Annotated in this window: 28 protein-coding genes and 1 other annotated feature; of the genes, 11 read left to right on the top strand and 17 right to left on the bottom strand. The window is 47.6% G+C overall.

Annotated features, from left to right (window positions below; translation table 11 throughout):
* Positions 1–150: 150 nt before the first annotated feature.
* The 7 genes from BP95_RS0127180 to BP95_RS0127150 form a co-directional block, all read right to left on the bottom strand.
* Positions 151–1,032: a metal ABC transporter permease gene (locus tag BP95_RS0127180; RefSeq protein WP_028533703.1), complete on the bottom strand. Its 882-nt coding sequence runs from the start codon at positions 1,030–1,032 to the stop codon at positions 151–153.
* Positions 1,029–1,982, bottom strand: coding sequence for a metal ABC transporter permease (locus BP95_RS0127175; RefSeq protein ID WP_028533702.1), 954 nt, complete (start codon positions 1,980–1,982; stop codon positions 1,029–1,031). The genes BP95_RS0127180 and BP95_RS0127175 overlap by 4 nt, the downstream gene beginning before the upstream one ends.
* A 5-nt stretch (positions 1,983–1,987) precedes the next feature.
* Entirely contained in the window at positions 1,988–2,758 is a 771-nt protein-coding gene (locus tag BP95_RS0127170) for a metal ABC transporter ATP-binding protein (protein ID WP_090513654.1), read from the bottom strand.
* 50 nt (positions 2,759–2,808) lie between these two features.
* Positions 2,809–3,810: a metal ABC transporter solute-binding protein, Zn/Mn family gene (locus BP95_RS0127165; protein WP_028533700.1), complete on the bottom strand. Its 1,002-nt coding sequence runs from the start codon at positions 3,808–3,810 to the stop codon at positions 2,809–2,811.
* A 286-nt stretch (positions 3,811–4,096) separates the two neighbouring features.
* Positions 4,097–6,190, bottom strand: coding sequence for a peptidoglycan D,D-transpeptidase FtsI family protein (locus BP95_RS0127160; RefSeq protein WP_028533699.1), 2,094 nt, complete (start codon positions 6,188–6,190; stop codon positions 4,097–4,099).
* 109 nt (positions 6,191–6,299) lie between these two features.
* Complete coding sequence (locus BP95_RS0127155; protein ID WP_442952340.1) at positions 6,300–7,532, bottom strand: transglutaminase domain-containing protein; 1,233 nt, start codon at positions 7,530–7,532, stop codon at positions 6,300–6,302.
* A complete protein-coding gene (locus BP95_RS0127150; protein ID WP_021254252.1) occupies positions 7,475–7,915 on the bottom strand; it encodes a hypothetical protein in 441 nt (146 codons plus the stop codon). Before BP95_RS0127150 ends, BP95_RS0127155 begins: the two co-directional genes overlap by 58 nt.
* A gap of 148 nt (positions 7,916–8,063) precedes the next feature.
* Between BP95_RS0127150 and BP95_RS0127145 the strand changes: the two genes are divergently transcribed.
* The 3 genes from BP95_RS0127145 to BP95_RS0127130 all read left to right on the top strand — a co-directional run bounded on the left by BP95_RS0127145 (position 8,064) and on the right by BP95_RS0127130 (position 10,088).
* Complete coding sequence (locus BP95_RS0127145; RefSeq protein WP_028533698.1) at positions 8,064–9,263, top strand: MFS transporter; 1,200 nt, start codon at positions 8,064–8,066, stop codon at positions 9,261–9,263.
* A gap of 153 nt (positions 9,264–9,416) precedes the next feature.
* Entirely contained in the window at positions 9,417–9,545 is a 129-nt protein-coding gene (locus BP95_RS34360; protein WP_260612440.1) for a hypothetical protein, read from the top strand.
* Between the two features lie 192 nt (positions 9,546–9,737).
* A complete protein-coding gene (locus BP95_RS0127130) occupies positions 9,738–10,088 on the top strand; it encodes a toprim domain-containing protein (protein ID WP_021254254.1) in 351 nt (116 codons plus the stop codon).
* A gap of 4 nt (positions 10,089–10,092) precedes the next feature.
* Here the strand turns inward: BP95_RS0127130 and BP95_RS0127125 are convergent, their stop codons facing one another.
* From BP95_RS0127125 to BP95_RS0127115, 3 genes are all read right to left on the bottom strand, one after another.
* Positions 10,093–10,692, bottom strand: coding sequence for an SCO family protein (locus tag BP95_RS0127125; RefSeq protein WP_021254255.1), 600 nt, complete (start codon positions 10,690–10,692; stop codon positions 10,093–10,095).
* Positions 10,693–10,762: 70 nt separating this feature from the next.
* The gene (cyoE, locus tag BP95_RS0127120; protein ID WP_021254256.1) at positions 10,763–11,695 is read right to left on the bottom strand and encodes a heme o synthase; all 933 of its coding nucleotides are present in this window, start codon (positions 11,693–11,695) and stop codon (positions 10,763–10,765) included.
* A gap of 166 nt (positions 11,696–11,861) precedes the next feature.
* Positions 11,862–12,146 carry a hypothetical protein gene (locus tag BP95_RS0127115; protein WP_021254257.1) on the bottom strand — a complete coding sequence of 95 codons (285 nt, stop codon included), beginning with the start codon at positions 12,144–12,146 and terminating at the stop codon, positions 11,862–11,864.
* 113 nt (positions 12,147–12,259) lie between these two features.
* Between BP95_RS0127115 and BP95_RS0127110 the strand changes: the two genes are divergently transcribed.
* Positions 12,260–13,243, top strand: coding sequence for a metal-dependent hydrolase (locus BP95_RS0127110; protein ID WP_021254258.1), 984 nt, complete (start codon positions 12,260–12,262; stop codon positions 13,241–13,243).
* 158 nt (positions 13,244–13,401) lie between these two features.
* On the opposite strand, the gene BP95_RS0127105 is transcribed toward BP95_RS0127110, so the two are convergent.
* Positions 13,402–13,620, bottom strand: a complete 219-nt coding sequence (locus BP95_RS0127105; RefSeq protein WP_005551143.1) for an alpha/beta-type small acid-soluble spore protein — start codon at positions 13,618–13,620, stop codon at positions 13,402–13,404.
* Between the two features lie 119 nt (positions 13,621–13,739).
* Here BP95_RS0127105 and BP95_RS0127100 point away from each other — a divergent pair, with 119 nt between their 5' ends.
* Positions 13,740–13,940, top strand: coding sequence for a DUF5325 family protein (locus BP95_RS0127100; protein ID WP_021254259.1), 201 nt, complete (start codon positions 13,740–13,742; stop codon positions 13,938–13,940).
* A 29-nt stretch (positions 13,941–13,969) separates the two neighbouring features.
* On the opposite strand, the gene trpS is transcribed toward BP95_RS0127100, so the two are convergent.
* Positions 13,970–14,956 (bottom strand): tryptophan--tRNA ligase, encoded by a 987-nt coding sequence (gene trpS / locus BP95_RS0127095; protein ID WP_028533696.1) that lies wholly within the window; start codon positions 14,954–14,956, stop codon positions 13,970–13,972.
* A 78-nt stretch (positions 14,957–15,034) separates the two neighbouring features.
* Positions 15,035–15,329, bottom strand: a binding site (T-box leader).
* Positions 15,330–15,544: 215 nt separating this feature from the next.
* Between trpS and BP95_RS0127090 the strand changes: the two genes are divergently transcribed.
* Positions 15,545–16,510, top strand: coding sequence for an aldose 1-epimerase (locus BP95_RS0127090; protein WP_028533695.1), 966 nt, complete (start codon positions 15,545–15,547; stop codon positions 16,508–16,510).
* 149 nt (positions 16,511–16,659) lie between these two features.
* Positions 16,660–16,893, top strand: coding sequence for an alpha/beta-type small acid-soluble spore protein (locus BP95_RS0127085; RefSeq protein ID WP_005551150.1), 234 nt, complete (start codon positions 16,660–16,662; stop codon positions 16,891–16,893).
* Between the two features lie 147 nt (positions 16,894–17,040).
* Here BP95_RS0127085 and BP95_RS0127080 read toward each other — a convergent pair whose 3' ends face one another.
* Positions 17,041–17,439, bottom strand: coding sequence for a hypothetical protein (locus BP95_RS0127080; protein WP_021254262.1), 399 nt, complete (start codon positions 17,437–17,439; stop codon positions 17,041–17,043).
* A 237-nt stretch (positions 17,440–17,676) separates the two neighbouring features.
* On the opposite strand from BP95_RS0127080, the gene BP95_RS0127075 reads away from it, so the two are divergent.
* The gene (locus BP95_RS0127075; RefSeq protein ID WP_021254263.1) at positions 17,677–18,933 is read left to right on the top strand and encodes a methyl-accepting chemotaxis protein; all 1,257 of its coding nucleotides are present in this window, start codon (positions 17,677–17,679) and stop codon (positions 18,931–18,933) included.
* 121 nt (positions 18,934–19,054) lie between these two features.
* On the opposite strand, the gene BP95_RS31495 is transcribed toward BP95_RS0127075, so the two are convergent.
* On the bottom strand, positions 19,055–20,266 hold the full coding sequence (locus tag BP95_RS31495; protein ID WP_021254264.1) for an MFS transporter: 1,212 nt from the start codon (positions 20,264–20,266) through the stop codon (positions 19,055–19,057).
* A 63-nt stretch (positions 20,267–20,329) separates the two neighbouring features.
* On the bottom strand, positions 20,330–22,120 hold the full coding sequence (locus BP95_RS0127065) for a M3 family oligoendopeptidase (RefSeq protein WP_021254265.1): 1,791 nt from the start codon (positions 22,118–22,120) through the stop codon (positions 20,330–20,332).
* A gap of 133 nt (positions 22,121–22,253) precedes the next feature.
* Between BP95_RS0127065 and BP95_RS0127060 the strand changes: the two genes are divergently transcribed.
* Both BP95_RS0127060 and BP95_RS0127055 read left to right on the top strand, forming a co-directional pair.
* Positions 22,254–22,433, top strand: a complete 180-nt coding sequence (locus BP95_RS0127060; RefSeq protein WP_021254266.1) for a YycC family protein — start codon at positions 22,254–22,256, stop codon at positions 22,431–22,433.
* On the top strand, positions 22,430–22,660 hold the full coding sequence (locus tag BP95_RS0127055) for a hypothetical protein (RefSeq protein ID WP_021254267.1): 231 nt from the start codon (positions 22,430–22,432) through the stop codon (positions 22,658–22,660). The genes BP95_RS0127060 and BP95_RS0127055 overlap by 4 nt, the downstream gene beginning before the upstream one ends.
* Positions 22,661–22,753: 93 nt before the next feature.
* On the opposite strand, the gene BP95_RS0127050 is transcribed toward BP95_RS0127055, so the two are convergent.
* Together BP95_RS0127050 and BP95_RS0127045 are read right to left on the bottom strand one after the other, a co-directional pair.
* The gene (locus tag BP95_RS0127050; protein ID WP_021254268.1) at positions 22,754–23,458 is read right to left on the bottom strand and encodes a DUF2225 domain-containing protein; all 705 of its coding nucleotides are present in this window, start codon (positions 23,456–23,458) and stop codon (positions 22,754–22,756) included.
* A 101-nt stretch (positions 23,459–23,559) separates the two neighbouring features.
* Positions 23,560–23,949 carry a globin domain-containing protein gene (locus tag BP95_RS0127045; protein ID WP_021254269.1) on the bottom strand — a complete coding sequence of 130 codons (390 nt, stop codon included), beginning with the start codon at positions 23,947–23,949 and terminating at the stop codon, positions 23,560–23,562.
* A 533-nt stretch (positions 23,950–24,482) separates the two neighbouring features.
* Between BP95_RS0127045 and ylbJ the strand changes: the two genes are divergently transcribed.
* Entirely contained in the window at positions 24,483–25,772 is a 1,290-nt protein-coding gene (gene ylbJ, locus BP95_RS0127040) for a sporulation integral membrane protein YlbJ (RefSeq protein WP_021254270.1), read from the top strand.
* The last annotated feature ends 41 nt before the right edge of the window (positions 25,773–25,813 follow it).

Here is a 25,813-nt window from a genome sequence, read left to right as displayed (position 1 = left end):
TGCATAACGCCATTGTATCATATGCAGGCATTTACAACAAAGAATTCCTTTCCTTTACAAAGAGGCCGCTTACGCAATGGTTCCTATCTGGCAATAACAAAAAAACACCCCTCTCCATAATCAGGAGCAAAGGGTGTTCCTAAGCTGCTTCTAAGCAGTCATCTCTGCAATCCGACGACGCTTCAACACGCGTGCCAGCATTCCATGAGTCGGGGACAACAGAAAGGCAAGTATGAACAATGCGCCCGCTACCGTGACCATCATTCCCGCTATTGACGCATCCAATAAGGAGGACAGGTAGTAGCCAGTTATTGCACATCCAATTCCAATGGCCACACTGTACACAATCATGAGACTCAAGCGCTCCGTTAGCAAGTAGGCGGTGGAAGCTGGAACGATAAGCATGCCGACGACAAGGATAGCTCCTACACTTTCAAATGAAGCCACTGTCGTCATGGACACGAGTCCCATCAGCAAATAATGAAATAACGCAACAGGTATGCCGCAGGCGATAGCCATCGCCGGATCGAATGCACATATTTTGAACTGCTTATAGAACAACCCGATAACGAGCAATATCACTAGCAGTGTAAAACTGAGTATCCATACAGCCTTCGGCACCATGTCGATGCCGAACAAGGTCGTTGTATTCCAATGGACATAAGCGATTTCACCAAACAGAACACAATCCAAATCCAGATCCACATTGCGTGCATTCAAGCTTACGAGCACAACGCCAACCGCGAATAATGCGGTAAATACCACTCCAATTGATGCATCCGATTGCACGCCGCTATTTTGAAACAGCTGAATGAGAAATACCGTTACTAAGCCTACTGCGGACGCACCCAGCAGCATGACGAACGAATCACGTGAGCCGCTTAGCATGAAGGCTATAACGATGCCGGGAAGCACGGAATGGCTGATGGCATCCCCGATCATGGACATTTTGCGAAGCACGAGGAAGCAGCCCAATATCCCGCAAGTTGCAGCTACTAGCGCACCGGTCAGTATAATCCATAGGTCTGTCACAACGACGCCTCCTTTCGCAATCGAGGCTCCGTCTCCTCTAGACGAATTCGTTCCTCCACCCGAATCGATTGATGGTTACGGATCCGACGAATCCATTTCGCAAGCACACCGCGGTGCGGGGCAAATACAACCGAGCAGCAGAAGACGAAGGTTGCAGCCAATACACTGAGCGGGCCAGTAGGTAAATTGCTCGTCGTCGTACTGACAAGTGTGCCAATAATGCCGCTTACTGCTCCAAACAGCCCGCTGAGCAGCACCATTAATCCGAGTCGATCGGTCCAATAGCGTGCAGATACGGCAGGAGTAATCAATAGTGCCGCAACAAGCACAACGCCGACTGCCTGAATGCCAACAACGACGGCAATTACGGTAAACAGCATAAGCAGCTGCTCCAGCACGCCAACCGGAAACCCGAGTCCGCGCGCAAAGCCAGGATCGAAGCTGAGCAGCTTGAATTCCTTGAACAGCAGGCTGCATGCCACAATAATAAGCAGCGACACGCCTGCCATCGTATAGACATCACTCTGCATCATGGAAGCTGCTTGGCCGAACAGAAACTTGTCGAGCCCGCTTTGGTTACCGTAGCTGGAATGTTGAATTTGCGTCAGCAACACAATGCCTACACCGAAGAACACCGACAGCATGATCCCCATTGCCGCATCCGCTTTGATGCGCGTATAGCGCGTCACGATTGAAATTCCCGCTGTTGCCAACATACCGGATAAGAAGGCCCCTAGGAAAAATAAGGGCAGCGATTTAACCCCAGTGAGCATAAAAGCAATGCATATGCCTGGCAGCGCAGCATGCGCGAGCGTATCCCCAACCAGACTCTGCTTCCGCAAATAAGCGAAGCTGCCCACAATGCCACTCATGAGACCGAGCAGCAAACAACCGACGAGAATCCACTGTGTATTCGGATCACGCAACACGTCCCAAGATATTCCGAACATTGCACTCACCTCGTTCCTACCATGACGGCACCCGCATTTTGATCCAACACGGTAAGTCTACCGCCATAGGTTTGCTGCAACATGCTTGTGTTAAATATTTTTTCTGTTTCTCCACAGGCAACCAATTCTACATTCAGAAGCATTACCCAATCGAAGTATTCCTTCACTGTTGCCAAGTCGTGATGGACGACAAGCACGGTCTTCCCCTGACGCTTCAATTCATTTAATAATGTAATGATCGCCTTCTCCGTCATCGCATCTACACCAACGAACGGCTCATCCATAAAATAGATGTCCGCATTTTGGGCAAGCGCCCTTGCTAGGAATACACGTTGCTGTTGTCCGCCGGACAGCTGACTTATTTGCCGATCTGCAAAATCCGCCATCCCCACCTTGGCCAGACAATCGAGCGCAATCTCCTTCTCCTTCGCGCCCGGTCGCTTGAACCATCCTAAGTGTCCGTAACGGCCCATCATTACAACATCGAGTGCGTTCGTGGGGAAATCCCAATCCACAGATTCGCGCTGTGGGACGTAGCCTACCCGTTTGCGGCTTTCCGAGTAAGGCTTACCGAATATATTCACCTCTCCGCTTACTCGAGGAATTAATCCAAGCACAGATTTAATAAGTGTAGATTTCCCTGCACCATTCGGGCCGATAATGCCGATTAAATTCCCCTCCGGTATCGTAAAGCTAACATTGCGAAGCACGGGCTTCTTCTGGTATGCAACAGTTAAGCCGCTCACACGAAGCGGCGTATTCCCCTTATCCATCATGCTCATTTCGCTCCTCTCCTACCGTGTTATATATCTCGAAGTTATGTACATTACTTCAGTGCATCGACGATCGTATTGACGTTGAAGCGAACCATGCCTATATAAGTCCCCTCTTCTGTCCCCGGCTCGCCCATTGCATCCGAGAATAATTCACCGCCAATGACGACCTCATGGCCTTTTTTCTTCGCTCCTTCGATGACCGCCTCAATTGCCTTCTTCGGTACACTCGATTCAATAAAAACTGCCTTAATCTTATTGTCCACCAGATAATCGCGAAGATCGGATACATCCTTGCTTCCGTATTCAGAAGCCGTGCTGATTCCTTGAAGCCCCATAACCTTCATGCCGTACGCCTTGCCAAAATATCCGAACGCGTCATGCGCCGTCACGAGCACGCGGCTCCCTTCCGGAATCTCTTCTATCCGCTTGTGTACATACGCATCAAGCTCTTGCAGCTTGCTTACATATGCCTCTGCACGCTGCTTATAGGCTTCTGCATGTGCCGCATCATATTCCACCAGCGTGTCACGAATGACCTCTGTCGCCTTGATCCAATTCTGCACATTGAACCAAATATGCGGATCATGCGATTGTGCTAATGTTGGATCTGCGAGCAGCTCAGATTCCGAAATTGTTCTGGAGACGGGAACCGTCGTCTTGCTATCGCTCATTTTCTCCAAAATATCGACCATCTTCCCTTCCAAATGCAAGCCGTTGTAGAATACGATGTCCGCATCATCCAGCTTCTTAATGTCTCCTTGGGACGCCTTGTATAAGTGAGGGTCAACCCCTGGCCCCATCAACCCAATCACATCAACACGTTCTCCTCCTACCTCTTTCACCACGTCAGCAATCATACCAATCGTAGTTGTTACCTTGATTGGATGAGCATCGGCGGACGTTGCAGTTCCCTCTGTCTTGCCCTCCTTTGTGCTGCCGCCACATGCTGCTAATCCTACAGCTACGCTTAAGAACAATATCGTCATAACCAACCGCTTCAACGCCGAATTCATTTTGAACTTCCCATTCGGTCTTTCAGCTGCCTTCGTCATCTTTCGTTCCCTCCCACATAAATGCCCAATGTTTTTTTGTAATGATTACGTTTATCACTGATCATTGTTTAATATACACAAATATGTTTCCCTAATGCAACTATTTTTGTATAAAAAAAATTCTTTCCCTAGACATATAGTTTTGCAAAAAGAAAAGACTTTTCCATATCGTATGCGATGTGCTCCCTGATCGGTGACACCATGTACGATATGAAAAAGTCTTTATTTTGAGGCTTGCAACGCTCAGAAATTCATCATTGCCACTGAACGCAGCGATTCCTCCTGCTTATTGATTGTTGTTAGCTGCATCCGTAGATTCGCCACCTGTAACTTGCTTCTTCTTCGGCGTACCCGTCAGTCCGTATACCTCATCATACGCATCGAACATAGCACGCGCGATCGGAGCTGCCCCGTAGGAACCATATCCGCCCTCTGGTACGACAACCGCAACCGCAAGCTTCGGCTTATCCGCCGGCGCATAGGCAATGAACACGGCGTTTTCTAGTCTTTTCCCTGCTATATCTTGCTGCGATGTACCCGTCTTTCTATAGAACGAATATGGGAATCCATCAAAACCGTGAACGTTAACCTTCGACATCCCTTCTTCAACGACACGCCAGTGCGTGTCATCGAAATTCGTCTCATTTAACACTTCACGACCGAATGACTTGACTACCTTGCCATCCCCATCTGTAATCTTGCTTACGAATTGCGGCTTAATGCGCTTACCATGATTCGCTAGGGTAGCTGCATATTGAGCGAGCTGCAAGGTTGTATACTTCCCTTGCTGACCGAAGGAGGCGTATACGAGAGCGGACTGTGCATTGTTGCGCTCCGCCTCTACCAGATAGTCCTTCAATCCTGCGGATTCACCAGGCAAGCCGCTATCTGTCTTCACGCCAAGACCAAAGGCTTCCATGTATTTATCCCACAATTCCAAACCGTTTCTGTCGGAAAGGGAGAAGAGCCTCTTACCAATCATATCCACCATAAAGGCGTTAGAAGATACTTTCAAGGCTTTTGCTGCATCCATATAACCGTAAGACGTTTTGCTTGAGTTCCATACCTTCGTCTCATGGCCGCGGCGTCCGAATTCACCGTAACCTTTGTCATAGTAATCTTCCCATGGACCGAACAATCTTTCTTTCAACCCGACGAGAACCGACAATGGCTTCATCGTAGATCCAAGATAGACAAGGGAAGTTGGATGACGTCCGCGCTCCTTGTCATCATTATACGGACCATAGACTTCGCGAACGGCCCCATTTCCCATATAAAACTGGATCTTCTCATAATCCTCGACGCTGATTTGGCCGTTGCGCCATACATTCGGGTCATAATCCGGCATACTGGCAATCGACACGATATTACCGGTATCCACTTCCATCGCAACTGCATAACCAGTACGGGCATTTGGCGCATACTCAATGCGGTTCGAGGAATTGCGAATCTTCTCCAGTGTATCTATGATCGATTTCTCTGTTGCCTTCTGAATATCGCGATGGATCGTCAAATGTATGTTGTTGCCGCGCTCCGGCTTCGTCAGCTGCATCGGCCCGATAATACGACCCGCCACGTTGACCGGGAACTTCTTCACCCCGTTCAAACCGCGCAGCTCGTTCTGATACATCAATTCGATGCCGTCAACGCCAACATCCTCGTATTCCAAGTATTCCTTCTCCGTAGGAAGCTGTTCCTGCTTCTCATACTGTTCCTTGTAGAACGGCATCCGCTCGCGAACACCCTTGAACTTTTTCAAATAACCGACCGTCTGTACTGCGATCGTATCCTTATCATAGTTACGGACACTATCCTCGACGATATCGATGCCTTTGAACTGCGATTTATGCTCCAGGAAGTAAGCAACCTCTTCCTTCGTCAATCCTGATTTAATGAGCCTAGGAACGAAAACAAAGTTCATCTTTCCACCCAAGTCCATTCGCTTCAAAATTTCTTCAGCTGTTAATGGCTTGTCTTGAGGACTGCCTATCTTCTTGAATATTTCCTCGAGCTGCTTCGCAAGCTGCTCTACCTCAGCTCGATTCTTCTTCTGGTCATCCGTCATCTTCTTGCTCGGATCCCCGTAATTCTTCACCACATTGAAGTAAAGAGATTGCGACGCTGTAGAATAGGCTAGCCGCGTATTCGAAGCATCATATATGGTTCCCCGAAGCGGCGGTACCGCCGTTTCCCGGAATCCAAGCTGGGACTCCTTCTCCTTCAGGGCGGGACCTTCAACGAATTGCAAAATGGCCAGTCTCACGATAAGCACGGTGAAAATCAAAAATGTAATAAAAAAGAATAAGTTCAACCGAAACGAAAACGTACGCCGGTTCTGTACTTCCCGCTTCTGCGGATCATCCGCATTTGGATGACTCAATGCCAATCATCCTTTCTTGCTAACTTTTGCTGTACAATCTTATTTATTTTACCATACTGATTTGCCTATATTCAAAGGTTGTGCAGCTTCTAATCGCCATCGCCGCAAATTATCTTATCGTCAATGGCTTATCTGGAATATGAGTGGTGTCGAACTTAGGAGGATTGAACCAATCTCCCGATGATGCCCATGTGCTATCTAGCGGCACCCACTTCTTCTGTTCGCTTAGCCAGACCTCATTCCAGGCATGCGGTCCATAGCCGCCATTGCCATTGTATCCAAGACCGGTCACAACCTTGACTTGAAGCCCTGAGGAACGAGCCATAACTGCATACAGACGTGCATAATCGATACATACCCCCTGCTTCGTAGCGAAGGTATCTTCCGGGGTCTGCTCCTTCCAAATCCGCTTCGTCTCGTATTGCTTGGCCTTATCCCAATCATACTGAACCCGGGAACCGACCCAATCATACAAGCGTCGCGCCTTCTCTTCATCGGTTGACGCTCCTGCCGTCACATCACGCGCGGCTTGCTTCACATCGGAAGAAATCTGATTATCAATGACTTCATATCGTCGCTGCAGAAGTTCTCCGAATTCTTGCCCCATTTGGGAGGTGAAGACAGGCAGACTCTCTGTAATTAATGACCCCGCAAGCGGCTCGATCACTTGGTTAGCCACCGTACGATAAGCAGAAGAGGATTGAATGATATCGCTTGCCTTCGTAGCAGGCTGAAGGGCAACATATACGAATAACACCATAATAATGATGAAGGCGCGCACACCACCAATTAGCGCACCAATTGCACCACCCGTTAGCCAATTGGCCATACGGCCAATCACTTGCATGAACCCTGAGCGAGAAGATGAGCTTCCTTCTTCTTGACTCGCCACAGAAGCCCCGCTCCAGATCAAAGAAACGAGCCAACCCATTATTCCTCGTACGAGCATATAGATGATGCCGAATAAGATTGCAACGCGTAGCAGGGCGAAGTCCCGTATCCCTGTCACGAAGGTATAATAGATCTGCTCCCACCAAGCCAGTGCATGGGAGGGTATAACAATATTCCAATCAACGAACTGACGCTGTACCATGGGCGAGAGCCACATCGCAGCAGCGAAGGACAGAATAAGCGATGCAATGGTGCAGGCCGACTGAGCAACAAATAGAAAGAGGTGGCGCATGGACCCCGAAGCGCCTCTCGCCACCCCTTGAACTGCGGAAAGAAGCACGACCGCAAGCAGTACTAGCGTTATCGCGTTCCATTCCCACTGCAATCCGGTACTCATTTGTTCTGCTTCGCTTCCTTCACGAAATCGCGAATCGTATCGTTCATGCTCCATTCACCAAGGGAGACTCCATTGAACGATAATTTCACTTTGTCACTGTTAGGAGTGCCTGTAAGCTCCAAATTCGGCGACTTGATCGTATAAGTCCCGTCCTCATTGCTCTTGAACGTCGCCTTCTTCGCTTCCTCCATCATGGAGTTCATCGCTTGATCCTTCAGCTTCAGCACAGTCTCATCCTTCACTGTCGTCACTACGTTGTTCACGTCGTCCCACGTAATTCCGCTATAGACGGCTACAGCAGCGACAATTACGACGACCAGCGCCCATTTTATCATCGTTTTCACGAAACTAACAATTACGAGCAGTACGATGAGTGCGATTAGGAAGACAAGCCAATTTTGCTTAATAAATTCAAACCACATTTCGAGTTGACTCACTTCTTCAATCACCCTTTCCAAAGCGTATTATACATCATTCCCATATGATGCAACAGTCAGACCATCTAACATCATCAGCCAAATTCGGGTACTAAGTTCGTCCGCTAATACGTACAAGTATACCATAGCGATCTGGAGGTGACTTGGCTTGCGTTCTGTCTTTTGGCTCTACCTGTTTTTATTCGTTGCGTTTTTCGATTTGCATGCGCAGTACCCCATTCTAACCCCATTTGCAATCTCTCTTGGTGCTGCTCCATCCTTCATCGGATTAATGATGGGTATGTATTCGTTCACCCATCTGCCTGGCAACGTCATGGCCGGTTACGGAGTAGACCGCTTCGGCAGCCGCATCTTCATCGTGTTCAGCCTCATTGGAGCCGGCATTATTCTCATGCTTCAGGCCCATGTCGTCAACCCATGGCAGCTGCTTATTCTACGCTCTATAAGCGGATTCGTACTCGCGTTCCTCTCCCCTGCTTGCCTGTCTCTGCTTGCACGAATGGCACGCGATCATGTTCATCAAGGCAAGTTGATGGCGGGCAATGGGCTCGTCCATACATTAGCCTCTGTTGTCTCCCCTGCCGCTGGCGCTTATCTCGTTTCCCAAATCGGATTCGTCATGGCGTTCCAAGCGCTGGGCATTGGCCTTATCCTTGTTGGTATGTTGGCATGGCTGTTTATTCAAGATGTTCAAGAAAGTGAAAGTCCCTCCTCTAAGACGACAGCACCAAGCATCCCTACTTCAACACCAGCTGCATCTTCTGAGCATGCACCTGCTATCCCATGGCGCTTCTACTTTATGCCGCTTGCCATTGCCTGCTCGCAGGGCATCTTATTTTTTGAGTTGCCATTTATGGCTGACGCGTTAACCTCAATAATGAAAACAGGCGTATTGTTCTCGGCCATCAGCCTCGGGGCGCTCCTTACCTTAAGCATGTTGTTCTTGAATCATTATTCTGCTTATATGCGCACATGGCTCGGCTCCTTTTCGCTAGCGATTCTGTTCTTTCTATTGGCAATTCACTGGCCTGTTCCTTTACTTCTCTCCTTATTTCTTATCGGGATGACGAAGGGAATCATTTTACCGGCTTTATCAGCACATCTCTTGTTGCTGAGCGGCGGGGCCAGATACGGACGAATCTTCTCTATTTTATCGATTGCTTCTTCTATCGGCTCCTTCATTGGACCGATGATTGCCGGGCAGCTCCGTGGGCAATTATCGCCGTACTTCATCGCATTTCTCGTCCTTATGACAGCCGTTACGCTGCTCCCGCCAGGCAAGCCTACATCGTTAGTGAAGAAGACTGTCCACAGCACGCGTCCACCTTCGACGAACCCAACTACATAAGAACAAGAGCTGAATGTCCTGTCCCGGCATCTTGATGCCTTCACATGGTTTGCGCCCATATTCCCAAATATGGGTGAATACACAGAACAGGATAATTCCGCGAACATACTATAATGATGAGAAATGACTACCGACGAAAGCAGGTGAACCTAGTTGGGGTATTATACTGAGCCTGGCGGTGGGCCAGAGCTGGCGTTCGGCGCACGCTTCTGGACAATAACCACCGTAATTCTCGCCCTGTTCATCCTGCTCGTCATCATTCTGCGTGCTCCTCTGCTGTAACCCCCCATCTTGCTCTCTCCTTATACGGCTTGCCTACGGGCAAGCCAATTTTGTCATGCGCTTCTCGTTGCATCGCCGCAATGGATTTCATCATTTGTGGTACACTATTGATAATGGGAGAATTACTGGCCGGATCATTTCCATCAGATTCGGAATGCTGCCCGTACCGCATAGAGGAAGAAGGTGAACACGATGGAAATCGCTCTCATCGTAGAAGGCAAAAACGATCGCAGCCGCTTGCGAAAGCTGCTGGCTGACAAAGTTGACATCCTGTGTACATACGGGACATTGAATACCGATCGCACAGAAAAACTGCGTAAGCAGGTTGGAGATAAGCCCGTATACTTATTTATGGATAATGACTCTTCTGGGAAACGTATTCGATCTGTACTGCGAGATACGTTCCCGGATGCAGATCATCTCTATACGCGCCGAGGATATGCTGGAGTAGAAGGTACGCCAGATGAGTATTTAATCCAACAATTAGAAAAAGCGGGGTTAGACGAATACATCGTGTATCCGGATCTTCCCCCGCTTAACTAATCTCTTATTTAATTAATTTCATGACATCTTCCGCAATCACTTCGGGCGTTGTTCGCTCCCGATCATTCGCATTATACGCTTTGCGAATATTGCCCTTCTGATCGACCAGGGTAATGACATTGAGATGTGTAAAGTTTCCATCCTGATCCTTCATCACAGCAGAGTCCAGCGCTGGCATCATGTTGGCCACGTCCTCTTCTTTTCCGCGAAGGAAATACCAGCCTGAGTAGTCAGCGTTGAATTTCTGCGACCACGTCTTAATCGCATCCATCGTATCCCGCTCCGGATCGAAGGAGATGGATACGATACCTGCCTCTTTACCAAATACGCCTTTCTCCTGCAGTAAAGTCTGTACTTCAGACAGCATAAATGTCGTCGGCGGACAGACGTCTGGACAATTCGTGAAATAGAAATAGAAGAGCCTTACCTTCCCGTTCGTACTATCAAGACTTACTGTGCTTCCATCCACATTCTGCATAGAAAAATCCGGTGCCTTCTTGAAATCTTCACGCGGCCAGTATAACCAAGCAGCAATAATTGCAAATACCGCAACCAGTGACATTAAGAAGATTTGCAAAGAATACTTCTTCGCCCATTGAGACATCGTCTGTTCCTCCCGTTACACTCCCTTTAGTGGTCAGGCTGAATTCCAATTAATTCGATTTGATGCGATATTACATTTTCCCCATCGTATCCAAGACAAGAATGAACAAGTGCAGCAATAACCAGTTAATCGAAAACAAGAAGTTGCGCTTCGCCCAAGCTTCATTGTCCTTCGCCTTGAAGCCCGAGATGCAAATATACAGCCAAATCACATTAAGAATGGTTCCTAATACCCCGTAAATCCAGCTTACATAGCCATACGAATAGAACAGCCAAGTAACCGGCAGAAGCAGCACAACATACGGGATCATTTGCTTCTTCGTCCGCTCGATTCCTTTGACTACGGGAAGCAGCGGGTATCCAGCGGCACGATATTCTTCAACACGTCGAATGCCTAGCGCCCAGAAGTGAGGCGGCTGCCACAGGAATAGAATGAGGAACAACAGGATAGCCCCTTCATCCACTTGACCTGTCACAGATGTATACCCAATAACGGGTGGCATTGCTCCCGAAATGGCCCCAACAGAGGTGCTCCATGTCGATGTTCGCTTCAACCATAATGTATAAATGACTACATAAACAAACATGCCCAGAACGCCAAACCATCCTGTCAATGGATTGGTCATCAGGAACAAGACCGACAGACCTGCAATACCAAGAATAATGGCATACCAGAGCACAACATTCGGCTGTAAACGTCCCGTAGGAAGCGATCGATTGCGCGTACGTTCCATTTTCATATCGAAATCTCGATCAAAATAGTTGTTGAACACGCATGAGGACGACATCGTAAGTGCTGTACCAATTATCATCCACAGCAAGGTCATCCACGGAATATCCCATTTGGCTGCCACCCAAAACCCTGTAAATGCAGCCATTAAGTTGGAGCGAATAATGCCCGGCTTCGTTAACTGAACAAACTCTTTCCATAATTCGACCCGCACCGGTTCCGGCGATAGCGGGATAGAGTCGGAAGGAGCCTGGTACGTATATTGTTTATCCAAAATGACCTGTTCCTCCTTGTGTTGTACAAACAAGAGCAGAAACTTTGTGTTTCCGCTGTAATTTTCATCATATCAAAAACGTCCAATTGCTGACAATGTCTCGTAGCATCGTTCATCATTTTGACAATCTATTGGATCTTCCTCACAATAGCGTTTGTGGCTATACTTATTTGGAAATTGATGCGAACTCCCAGATATGCAATTTGGATCTGCCGCCAGGAATGCAAGCGGTAATAACGTCCCATTCACTTGTTTCCTCCAGACGAATCCGTCTTAGCTGCAAATACTCTTCGTGTGTGGTATCCATCCACTGCTCCACGAATACGTTAGGTTGGTCAGTTCCTTCATATAATACGACTTGAGGAAAAGGCTGCAGGCGCTCTGTAATCTGTTTCAAATATGCTTCTCGCTTGTCCGGATCAATTCGATACTCGACAAATATAATGTTCATGGTTGATTCCCCCTCTTTCTTATGTTGCCCCCACTAAATCCTTCTTGTGAATTGTACTCATGAGTCATATTCTGGTACATAATTGCTCACAATACAAGAGGGTGATTACGAATATGGATACAAGCACACATGCTGTTATTGGATTGGGACTTGCCGGACTCTCACACATTGATCCTGCCGTCATGACCCATCCTGCTACGGCTTCGGCCGTCTTCTTCGGTGTTCTGCTCGGATCACAGGCTCCAGACGCGGATGTTGCACTCAAGCTGAAGGACAACACCACCTATATTCGTCAGCATCGAGGCATCTCACATTCCATCCCGATGCTGCCAATATGGGCACTGCTTATCGCAGGTCTAATGACTTTGCTGAACAAGGGTGCCTTGTTCTGGCACGTTCTGCTCTGGACCGCTCTCGCCGTAGTCATACACGTCATAACTGATCTGTGTAATGCCTATGGGACCCAAGCGGCATGGCCTGTCACAGACAAATGGCTGTCCTTTGACTTCATCTCGCTGTTCGATCCGATTATTTTCTCTTCCCACCTCGTAGCTGTAGCATTGTGGGGATTGGGTGTCTTGTCACCAAGAATAGTATTTCCCGTGCTGTATGCGCTGCTCCTTGTGTACTTCTTATGGAGGGCAACTGTACACAAGAAGCTCAAGGATCAGATGCTGCTCTTCGATGAAGAGTACGTCCATTCGGACACGTATACACTTATTCCGACCGTATCGCTATCCAGATGGAATGTAGTCAAGCCCCTTCCAGAAGGGGCATACCGAATCGGGAACTGGAATCACAATCGTCTCCATTGGACAGAGACGGCCTACTGCGATAAGCATCCAGCAGTAGAAGCTTCCAAGGAACACCCTGCTGTAGAAGCGCTCCTGTACATTTCACGCTACGCTTGTGCAACGGTAGAGCCAACCGGTTATGGATATGCCGTTCGCTGGGCCGATGTCAGGTATAGGCATCGCAAGCAATTCCCCCTCGTTGCTGTCGTCATGATGAACGCCAAGTATGAGACGCTTGATTATTTCGTAGGCTGGCTGAACAAAACTCACTCCGGCAAGCATTTTGGATTGGAATACGAATAGAAACGGCGTGTAAGGGCACTTAGAAGAAGAAGGTACAGGGAATCTGTGAAGACAGGATCCACTGTACCTTCTTTTTTGGCCAAATGCTGTTGATGCTCACTTTTCATAATAAAAGGCTACCCCGCGCGCAGGGTAGCCAAATCATTAGTGCATTTCGATTAGCGGGAACCGCCGGAAAGCGATTGTTGTGCCATTTGCACCAAACGCTTCGTCATGTATCCCCCGATAGAACCGGTATCACGGGAAGTGTAGTTCCCGTAGTAGCCGTCTTGTGGAATTGGAACGCCCAACTCCTGAGCAATTTCGAATTTCATTTGCTGCAATGCAGCAGTAGCTTGAGGAACAACCAAGTTGTTGGAACCAGAACGATTAGACATAGGTGAATCTCCTTTCGCAATTGACGCTTCTAGTTGTGCAAGCTTGCAAACTTATTTTATCCGGCCTGCAAAATGTTATACTTATCTGTAACATTATTTTGCGAAAAGGAGTCTTCCCCATGAACAAATGGTTATCACTATGGTTCGCATGCTCTTCCATCGCCCTGCTGATCGCAACAGCGATCTCCATCAGCCAAAGTGTCTGGCTTGCTCTTCTCTTTACCATACTTGCTATCGTGAATATGGGATGCGGCTTCATTGTGAAGGCCAAGCTTCGTCGGCGAAGCTTAGCCCAACAAGATCATACATCAGGCCAGTAGGCAAGCAGGCTTAACAAATCGTCCTAGATTTATTGCGGGAGCACGAAGCCCATCCGGCGTTTCACTTCCGTCAATGTCTGCTCTGCCGCTTCACGTGCTCGCTCAGCACCACGACGCAGCGCCTCGTGATGTTCACCTGTGCGTCTTACTTCATGATAGCGGGCCTGAAGCGGCTCGATGAGCGCAGCGACATGCTCAGCCAAATCTTTCTTGAACGGCCCGTACATTTGGCCTTCGTATTTCGCCTCAATTTCAGCAATGGACATACCAGCGGCATGTGTATAAATGCTCATCAGGTTGCTGATTTCCGGCTTATTCGCAGGATCATACTTCACAAGTGCCTCTGAGTCTGTCTTGGCACGACTGATTTTCTTACGAATGACAGCAGGATCATCTAGCAAGGCAATATAGCTTCCAGAGTTCGGGTTGCTCTTGCTCATCTTCTTGGAGGCATCATCCAATGACATAATCCGTGCGCCGACTTCCGGGATATACGGTTCTGGAACAGTCAGGAAGTCGCCGAAGCGCCCGTTGAAGCGTGCAGCCAAGTCCCGAGTAAGCTCCAAATGCTGCTTCTGATCATCGCCAACGGGAACAAGATCGGCTTGATATAATAAAATATCTGCAGCCATAAGAGATGGATATACGAACAAGCCCGATCCAACTGACTGCTTCCCTTCCGACTTATCCTTAAATTGCGTCATCCGCTCCAACTCACCCATATAGGTGAGTGTCGTCATCAACCATCCAAGCTCTGCATGCTGATGAACATGAGATTGGAGGAAAATGTTCGACTTGCTTGGGTCGAGGCCTGCCGCAATATACAAGGCAGCTACAGATTCTGTCTGCTCACGCAATTTTTCCGGATCCTGCGGTACAGTAATGGCATGCAGGTCTACCACCATGAAGAAGCACTCATGTTCTTCCTGCAGCTTCACGAAGTTTTGGATTGCTCCGATGTAGTTGCCAAGTGTCAATTGACCGCTTGGCTGAATACCAGATAATACGCGTTTCATCACGCAACACTTCCTTTTCCACAAATATCATTATTCTTGTATCGTCATACTCGTGAACGCAAAAAAGGCCCTTCATCCGCAAGGGACGAAGAACCGTGGTGCCACCCTAATTCGCCTGCATAATCGTATGGCTGTGACTTCTAACAAGCACAGTCCTACGAATGTTAGGAAGCATCAGCAAACGATGCTGACTCCCTCTTTGCAAGCCTTGACCTCTGTAACGCAGAGCTGCGGCTATGTCTACTTCATGCACATCACTGGTTCAACACAGCACTCCGAGGCCCATTCCAACTATGCATTCGCGTCGGTTCACAGCGACCACCGACTCTCTGGAGCTACCGCATAGCGTACTTGTCCTCATCATCATTTTACACGAATTCAATTATATCCTATCACTTATGCGAGCTCTACATAACTAGGAATTAGCCATAAGGATAGCGAAGATCATTGTATTTGTCAATCTATCCTTTGTCCGTTTATCGCCCGCTTGAATTAGACCTTGTGTGCTTCAATGACTTTAATGCATGAATTTGCTATCATGAAAATAACAAACCATTACATAACTTCACGAGCAAAGGGGCAATTCGCATGTATCAGATTACGAGAGGCAAATGGAACGATCATGAGACAGTTATTCTTCACAGTGACACGCTTGAGGCAACATTGCTGCCTTCCCTAGGCGCTAATCTCATTCGTCTGTGGGACAAAGTGCTTGAACGCGATATTTTGCGTACGCCAGCTGAGAGCGATCTGGATTATTATATGACCAAACCTTACCACTTCGGCATCCCTATGCTTATGCCGCCTGGACGGATACGCCGCGGACAATTCCAATATGCAGGAGTGTCCTATCAGTTTGATCAGAACACAGCCAACAACAATCACATTCACGGCTTGCATCGTTTGCAATCGTGGCAAGTTACATGTGCCGAAGCAACCGAAGATCACGCTATCGTCACGGTTCGGTTCCATTCTTCTGAAGATAAGCACTGGATGGAGCAATATCCAACACCTCTCCAGTTCGAGCTTACTTACGAACTGAAGGGAAGCCAACTGACACAACAATTGCAAGTAACCAACGTTGGTGGGCAGACTGCACCATTCGGCTTCGGAACACATACGTGGTTACAACTTGATGGCGAACCGAACCGCTGGACCCTGCAGGTTCCTGTTACAGGTGTGTATGAGCTGGACGAAGAGCTTATTATGACAGGAAATACGTTGCCGCTGGGTGATAACGAGAAGCTGCTCTCCGGAATGAACTTAGAAGGAACCGACTTCGATACGGTATTCAGCATAGCCGAGCATAAGCCTGAAGCTTGGCTGTCCCGCGAAGACGGTTATCGTATCCGCTATACAGGCAATGAGCCCTGGTTCAAGCATTGGGTTCTCTACACTCGAGGCACTGCGAATGAAATTATCTGCATAGAGCCTTATACTTGGCTTCCTGATGCGCCAAATCTTCCATTCGGCAATGAGGTTACAGGCTTGATTGAACTTGAGCCGAACAAGCCAGTTATCCTCAACTTAGAGCTTGAAATTCAACATCCATAACAGGGGAGGCGACAAGCCTCCTTTTTGCGTTCCTCCCACGATTGCCAGATCAGGACAACTTGGCATTATTTACATTTCACAACGAGCACTTCCTCTCGCATATTTCATCTCTATCTCTCCATAATAACTATCACAAGGAGGTGAACAACATGCCAAATCAACAACAAGGAAGCGGAAGCCGTTCCAACAATCTCGTTGTTCCTCAAGCAACAGCAGCACTTCAACAAATGAAATTTGAGATTGCTCAAGAATTGGGTATTCCAATTTCTCAAGATGGTTACTACGGTAACTATACTTCTCGCGATATGGGCTCCATCGGAGGCTACATCACGAAGCGTCTTGTACAAATTGCTGAACAGCAATTGGCTGGCCGCGCTCGCTAAGCTTAGCTGTTGAACCTTTTTAAGCTAGTTACGCAACACCCCATACTTACGAAAAAAAGCAGGACGTCCTACTACAACCAACTGGTGTTAGAAGGGACTCCTGCTTTCTTATTTACAAATAACATTCGACAATTGCGAATGAACACATTAAGATACATTTCTGTAAGTATGTAGATTCTCTTCCTTCTTATCCAAAATATGAACCATATTATGATTCGATTCAAACCATGTGCTGACATGCAGCTCCCCATGCCTAACTGTGAAATCGTACACAATCTCCCCATGCGTCCAATGTTTTTTATGTTTCAGCGCATCAATCGCCGTTTGCAGAAATTGGGCAATTTGCTGCCTCGACAATCCTTGTCGAATCGGCTTTAGTTCACCAGCACAGCTTTCCAACGCATCGTGCTTCACACCGAATTTCCCAATGATATCATTGCGAAGACAAACTACAATTGTTCCACCTGTCAAACCAATCAGCTCTGATTCTAATTTCTCAAAAACTAGGCTTATTTGCCTAGCTAATGGAATCGAGACAGACTTCATCTTATTCATTCCTCCCTATTTTGACAGAAGCTTAGCTTCAATTTTATGGTTCTTTAGTCACAGTATAAGGGATTATTTTCCTTTAATCAACACATTTTTACATCATGCAAAATCGTCTTGACGAATTTCGTCTAATCGTGTTGAATTTACTAACATTTTCATAGACCATCTTCACAGCCGATGCTATAATGATTTCAAATTCTAAATTTTGGCATGATAGGGGAAAGGAGCGGTCCTATGAACTGGTTCTACAAGTTAAACTTCAAACAAAAGCTGCTGTTCGGCTGTTACAGTATCGTCGGCCTATTCGCATTAGCGACAATAGTCCTACTCCTAGCTGATGTATCGCTTACAACCGGGATAATCATTATCGCCATTCTAATCGGTGTTAGCTATCCCATTATTAACTTTCTGGAAAGTTCATTGAGTGCCCCGATCAAAGACATTGCCCAGTCAGCCCTGCAAGTATCGAAGGGTGACTTCTCCCAAACGTTGAACGTGACAACGAATGATTCACTTGGCGAGTTAGGGCATGCTTTTAATTCCATGATCATTAAGCTTCGTGAAATTTTACGCCAAACGACCGATATTACGCGGCACGTATCCGAATCAAGCAGAGAAATGTATCATATGAACCACAATTTAAAGCTCGTTATGGAACAGGTGACAGCTTCATCAAATGAACTTGCGATTGGAGCAGCGGAAATCTCCGAAGATGTCGCATCGATGTCGGATTCCGTCAAGCAAATTGAGCAGAAGGTTGAGTCCTATACATACTCTACGAAGGAAATGAATGAGCGTTCTGCCCTTACAGTCGGTCTCGTTGCTAAGGGAAGAACGGCAGTCGAGACACAAAGCGCAGGCATGCAGCGCAACATCGAGGCAACTGATCAAGTAGCTTCGACAATTGAGGAACTTGCACGACAAGCAGATGGCATCTCTAAAATTACACGCACCATCTCTGACATTGCTGAGCAGACGAACCTATTGTCCCTTAATGCCTCTATCGAGGCGGCACGTGCTGGCGAGCATGGCCGTGGCTTCGCAGTCGTCGCACAGGAGGTTCGCAAGCTTGCTGAAGAATCTTCCGCTTCGACGAAGGAAGTATTTACTCTGGTGAAAAGCATTGAGTCAGGCATCCGCCAGGCAATTACGAATATTCAAGTCAATGAAGAGGTCGTTCACGCCCAAACGGAATTAATTAAAGAAACAGAGCGCATCTTCCTAGAAATTGTAGATAGCATTCAATTTATTACCGAACAAATTGCCGCCTTCGCGAATGAAAGTGATACGATGCTGGAAGGAGCTGTTAACATTTCAAGCTCCATCGAGAACATCTCAGCAATTACACAGCAATCTGCTGCGGGAACAGAGCAAGTATCTGCTTCTATGAATGAACAAATTACATCCGTCCAAGCGATGGCCGATGCTACGGAGCAAATGCAGCAAAAGGTGATCCAGTTGCAGCGTACGATTCAAGTATTCAAATTCTAATATTGCATATAACCAAAACAAACGGGGCAGCCACTAGTAGAATGCTACTAAGGGCTGCCCCGCTGTTATTGGATTACCTATTTACCTACCTTACAGCTATTCAGCACTGTAAATGATAAGTTTAATTTCCAATTCCATTATGCAAGTTATACGGTTGCTTCTTGTTCAACTGCAAGTGTCGCTTGCGATCCTTGCGGTTCCACAACATGAAGCCAAATGTTCCAAGAAGGGCAAGGACAAAACCAAGGCCATACATGACATTACCGCCATACGATTCCTGCAGTGCTCCGCCAATAACTCCTCCTGCCAATCCGGACAAGCCAAAGAACACCATACCGAGCAGCGATTGTCCTGTAGCTGCTAATTTTTGCGGGAGAAGCTGCACTACGAATTCGATTGCTAAGGCCCAGAAGCAAGCATACGTAATCGAATGCAGTCCTTGCAGTACGATTAACATCACCGGCTCCGTCGTTATGGAATACAGCAGCCATCGAAGCGCATATAGCATGCCTACGGCGGAAAGCAATGTCAGCATTCGATACCGCTTCATGATTCGTCCCATAATGATGAAGCCAAAAACTTCACTGAATCCTGCAACAGCCCATGCAATCGATACCTGCCCGGAGGTTGCGCCCAAATCGCTCATATGCAGCGATAGCAGCGCATCATTCATCCGGTGGGGCATCCCGATGACGAAAATAAGAGCAAGCAATACAAGCAAGGAAGGAATGGTGAGCGCCTTTTTCAAAATGGTCATGTTCACCGCTTCATCCGGCTCACCATCATCATATCTCGGTTCCTTCAAAAAGAACATACCGATAAAAAAGCTGGACCAGACCGGCAAATACATCCAGAACAGTGAATCCACTCCGCCCACCAAATCAAATACCTGTGCTAGCGTTACAGCCGTTACGGTGAAGCCAACTGAACCCCAAAGGCGAACAGCTCCATATGATTGCTGCATAGAATTAGCTATTTTAACTGTTAACGTATCAAGCAATGAAATCGATGGAAGATAGCAAATATACAAAATCAGAATACTTACCGCGACAAGGATACGATCCGTTGTCAAAAAAGCTAATGACGCTGATATTCCCAATACAATCCACAAGCCGATTAGTAGCGGGCGAACCTTTCGGATGCGGTCGCTAATCAGACCTGCGGCAGGCTGTGCAAACATCGCCAGAAAAGGCCCCAACATTAATATAGTGCCTACTTCAAACGGTTCGAAACCCCGCTCCCGCAATAGAAGCGGCAAATAAGAAAGCAGAACGGCATTCGTTGAGTAAAACAAAGCATGGAACAGCTTAAGAAGCCTAGTTGATGTCGCCAAGTTGTTTTTCCTTTCTATGTAAGCCTCATTTAACTTGCACGGTCTATCCGTTGTCACTCTAAATTATTCAGTCATTTGCAGGAACAATTCCACGTCTTGCAATGTCACATCTATCGCCGATTGCCAGAAATCTGGCTTCGTCAAATCTACGCCAAGGTGCTTCTGTGCAAGATCCTCTACCGTCATTACCGCTGTATCCCTCAGCAATGCATCGTACTTCGCTGCGAAGGATTCGCCTTCTTGCAGAGCTCGCGCATACAATCCCGTACTAAACAAGTAACCGAATGTGTAAGGGAAGTTGTAGAACGGCACACCCGTCATGTAGAAATGCAGCTTAGACGCCCAGAAGTGCGGGTGGTACGAATCAAGTGCACCACAGAACGCTTCCTTCTGTGCCTCTTCCATAAGCGAGCATAGTTCCTCAGAGGACAATACGCCTTGCTTGCGCTTCTCGTAGAAGCGAGTCTCGAACAGGAAGCGCGCATGGATATTCATGTAGAACGCAATTGACCGCTGAAGCTTATCTTCCAGCAGTGTCAACTTCTCTTGCTCATTCTTCGCCTGCTTCACCGCAGAGTCAGATACGATCATCTCGGCAAAAGTGGAAGCCGTCTCTGCTACGTTCATCGCATATGACTTTGCAAATGTAGGAAGATCCTCCATCACATGCGTATGATAACCATGTCCAAGCTCATGGGCAAGGGTGGACACGTTCGATGGTGTGCCGGCATAAGTCATGAATATACGCGTTTCTTTGCTAACAGGCATCGACGTACAGAACCCACCTGGACGCTTGCCAGAGCGATCTTCCGCTTCGATCCAGCGCTTCTCGAATGCATTCACTGCGAACTTGGACATACGCGGGCTGAACTTCTCGAATTGCTCGACAATCGTACGCGCACCCTCATCGTAAGAAATCTTGGATTGCGTGTCGCCGAGTGGAGCTTCTACATCACACCATGTGAGTTTCTCTACACCAAGCAGCTTTGCTTTTCGCTCCAAATATTTCACGAACGGCTGCTTATTGCGAACGATCGTATCCCACATTGCATCCAGCGTCGCCTGCGACATCCGGTTGTAGGCAAGGGGCTCCTTCAACACTTCGTTCCAGCCACGGTTCTCATACAGTTTCAAGCGGAAGCCTGCAATTCGGTTAAGGGCGTCAGCACAGTAGTCCGCACGCTCTTCCCATGCTTCTTCCCACTTCGCGAACATGTCCTCACGTACCGAGCGATCAGCATCAGACAACTTGTTGTCAGCTTGTCCTGCAGAAAGAAGCACTGTCTCCCCATTCTCTTCATGCTTGATACGGAAATGGGATACGATAGTGTTATAGTTGGCACTCCATCCGTGATAACCATCTGTTGCCAAATCCCCAACAAGCGCTTCCTTCTCCGGTGACATTTTCTCCTTTGCCCATTCTCGGCGTTCAGTCAAATTGAAACGAATGCCTGCAATTTCAGGCAGTGCAACAAATTCAGACCATACTTGCTCATCCATGCCGCGCAAAAGCTCATCATACAGCGTATCCAAAGTAACCAGTCGGGCACCGATTGTACGTACACGGTCGGATAATTGAATCGCTTTCTTATCCTTTACATTTTGTGCCGTCAAGCACCCTATGTAAGCACCTGCCTCACGTAACTCTGCAATCAACTGCTGAAGCTGTTCAGTCAATTTGGCAAGCTGTCGTGCCTCCTCAACAGATTGAGGAATAGCCATTGCCTTAAGCTCACTCGTGATCGAAGAGATCTTCTGTTCACCGGAAGACAGTGCAGCCTGAAGTGCTTCAGATTCTGATCCACCTTCAAAAATAACATCCAAATCCCACGTTTGACTTAACGGTTGTTTCATCGTGCACACACCTTTCAATTGGCTTAATTTGTCCACACCTATTCAACCTTGCAAAGTTTGAGTTTTGCACCTTGACCGTGTATAACTAAACTATATCAAAATTTATAGGAACTCGTATAGGGAGGAACGTGAGATGAGACCATTACCAATCTCCGCAGACACCGCTGTCAAACTGTCTAAGGCACTTAATGTCCCCTTAGAGCAGCTCATGCATATGCCGCAGCACATTCTTATACAGAAGCTTGCCGAGCTTAACAAGGCAGAACAGAGTCCTTCTGGCACAGAACAAACATCGGAGAGCACCAAGGAATGATACCATTTGAAAATACACTGCCGTATGATCAGCTAATGGGCGACCTGTATATATCAACCTGCCCGTTTTGTAAGAAAGACAATGTCCTTCTTCCCATTAAGCCAAATGAGCTTCCCGATATCCATGACGGCAAGAAACGGCTCCTTGTATTCCCTTGTTGTCGCAACCGCCTCGTCATCATCGATGCGGATAACGATTATTTGCTTGCAGACCGCGCGATTCGATAGAATGCATGGATCAGTGAGGATTGATTTTCACTGGTCAAGACAAAGACGTGTACCCGCCACTTCTGCCGGATACACGTCTTCTTGTCTCCTCATTCAATCGGCCATACTCGATGTAGCGTTTTCAGTTGCTTCTCTCATTTCCTCACGAATAAGGGTCCACTGCTCTCTAGCAGCTCGGATCATTGCCGCATCCATGATCCTTTTATCATGAACAATTTTACTGAAGCATTTCACAGCCTCATTGAATTCGCCTAATCTGCGATACAGCTCCCCGATAATAAAAATGAGCCGCGCATCGTTCTGATCGCGCCACTCCTGCTCCAGCACGGCAACATAGGCGTCAAGTGCATATTGCATATATCGACGCTCTTCTACCACATCATTGCGGTATCGATACAACCATGCGATATGGTGAAGAAGACCAGCAACCACACGATGGCTCTCGCCAATAGTCTGAGCTGTTAACAGAGCCAGCTGGTACGTTGCAAGCGCATCCTCCCAAGTCCGCTCGCCACCGTAATCACGGTTCTTCCACTGGTTCGCGATGCGTGCTTCGAACTTCTTACGCTGCGGCTCGTACCAATGCTTTAGGGAATTTTCTGTGGATGCACATCCACATGAAGGACATACCCGAACTACGTAATAGTCCGGATTCACCTTGCCCTCGTCATAATGCGTACAAAAATCACTGTCAATGCGTGAGGGCTTCTTGAAGCGAGGCCGTACACGCGAAGTAACAAATACCTGTTCACAGTACGGACAGCCTACCTTCACCGTAAAAAGCGGTTCAACCTCCATAAATCGTTCCTCTTTTCTGCTGATCGATTATGTGAGTCGCACGAAGTCCATGAAAACGAATCTATTATGGAATACATGAGCCGTTCTATATGAACAAGGAATTAAGCCTCATCATTCGTATTAATAAAGTGATACGCTGGGCCTGATAAGCGATCGATAACCATCGCTGCCAGCCCTGGCTCCATTCCTATCTCATGAAGCGCTTCCCGCATACAGCCTAACCATGCATCTGCACGATCATGCGTTATCGGAAATGGCAGATGACGTGCACGCATCATTGGATGTCCGAACTGATCAGAGTAGAGAGATGGTCCTCCGAAAAACTGCGTCAAGAACATGAATTGTCGTTCCATTACCGGCATAATATCCTCTGGGAATAGTGGCGCAAGCAAAGGATGAGCCTGGACTCGTGGATAGAAAGCCTCCACCATCTTCCGAACCGTCGCCTCTCCGCCGATCGCCTCATATATTGTTTGATTGTACCGTTCCATAATCGCTCCTATCTATTCCATCATGCGACTGCCAACAACAGCCAGCATATCGTCAATAAAGTAGTCCTTGTTCAACACTTTATTACAAACGAGCAGAAGTTTCAATCAAATGAGTCATGAACACAAAAATAAGCACAAAAAAAACGCTGAGCATCTGTTCAGCGTCTGGCCGTAGTTTGTAATCTCTTCTTACCTTGTCTTTACCAATCTTCTTCTGGTGATCCCATTAACGATTCTCGAATGACATAAACAAAAGCGCAAACAAGGATGCCTGCAATAATGCTCACACCAATCACCCCTAACGATCGGATACGCATTTCATCTTTCTTGTATTTTTAGTGTACCATAATGCTTCCCGAAATGACACGGATAAATGCAAGCGTTTCCTTTACGTTTTGATTACAGAATAAAGACAGAATTGTATCATCACAGCGCTGTTCTGAAGGTGAACAGCATGATTGTTGTCCCTTTATCATATGTTGTATTGCAGTGGTCGTCCCATTGACTGAAGAAGTAGAGGGAGTGAATATACAATGAGCCGCTCTCGGACAAGCTCCTCCATCCAGATTGTACTCATCGCAGCAACGATTGGTCTTTTCATTTTATTAATGATCATATATCCTGACACCGTATTATCCGCTTCGACACGGGGGTTGGCCATCTGGTGGGACGTCCTGTTCCCATCCTTGCTCCCGTTCTTTATTATATCCGAAGCTCTGCTTGGTTTCGGCATTGTACACTTTATTGGCACCTTGCTTGATCCAATCATGCGCCCGATGTTCCGCATCCCTGGAATCGGCGGGTTTGTGGTCGCTATGGGGTATGCTTCCGGTTACCCTGTTGGAGCCAAGCTCACCACTCAGCTGCGAATGCAGAGGCTCATTTCCCGTGAAGAAGGGGAGCGCCTCGTCGCCTTCACCACGTCATCCGATCCCATATTTCTAATAGGTGCTGTATCCATCGGATTTTTTGGAGACGCCAGCCTAGCTCTTACGATTGCAATTGCTCATTACGGAGCGGCATTTGTCGTCGGGCTATTGATGCGATTCCATGCTCCGCATGCTCCTATGACGCCCATAGCAGCAGCTGTCGAGCCGATCTCCTCCCATGGACAGACGAAGCGTGTCAGGCGGGTTCCCCTTGTTGTCCGCGCCTTCTGGGCCATGCATGAGGCAAGGCAGAAGGATGGCCGCTCCCTTGGCACCTTATTGCAGGAGGCTGTTGCCTCCTCTTTAAAGCTTATGATCGTTGTAGGAGGGCTGGTTGTCTTTTTCTCCGTTGCGATGGACTTACTGTCTGTAATTGGGGTTATGCGAGTATGGGAGGCTGTGCTGCAAGGGCTTCTTCAGACTGTTCAACTCCCCGGCTCCCTCTCTTCCGCCTTTTCCGGTGGAATATTTGAGGTCACTCTTGGCGCTAAGGGCGCTGGAGCCGCGGACTCAGCTGGCACTCATGCACAAGTGGTAGCCGCAGCTTGGATTTTGTCATGGGGCGGATTGTCCGTCCATGCCCAAATCGTTAGTATTATGAATCAGTGCGATTTACGATATATTCCTTTCTTTGTTTCCAGACTCATTCACAGCTTCCTTGCCGCATTCGTCGCTTTTATCCTGTATCCGCTGCTCCGTACAAGAACGGTACAATCCTTGCTCCCTACGTGGCTGTCTGACTTAGACCACAACATAATTCCAACGAAAGTATGGAATACAGCATGGTCAGCCACACATACTGGTCTTCTAGCAGCCTTCGCCATTCTCATTATATTGAGTATCGGATCAGCGGCTGTTGGATTGCTGCGATACTTCCATCGAATGGGCAGATAAGGGAACGGCTAATCTGCTTCAGATGAAATGGCGATTGTATT

This window comes from Paenibacillus sp. UNC217MF (genome assembly GCF_000686865.1).
Lineage (GTDB): Bacteria > Bacillota > Bacilli > Paenibacillales > Paenibacillaceae > Paenibacillus_B > Paenibacillus_B suaedae.
Note: the sequence above shows the minus strand (reverse complement) of the source record. Positions and strands in the feature narration are given on the sequence as shown.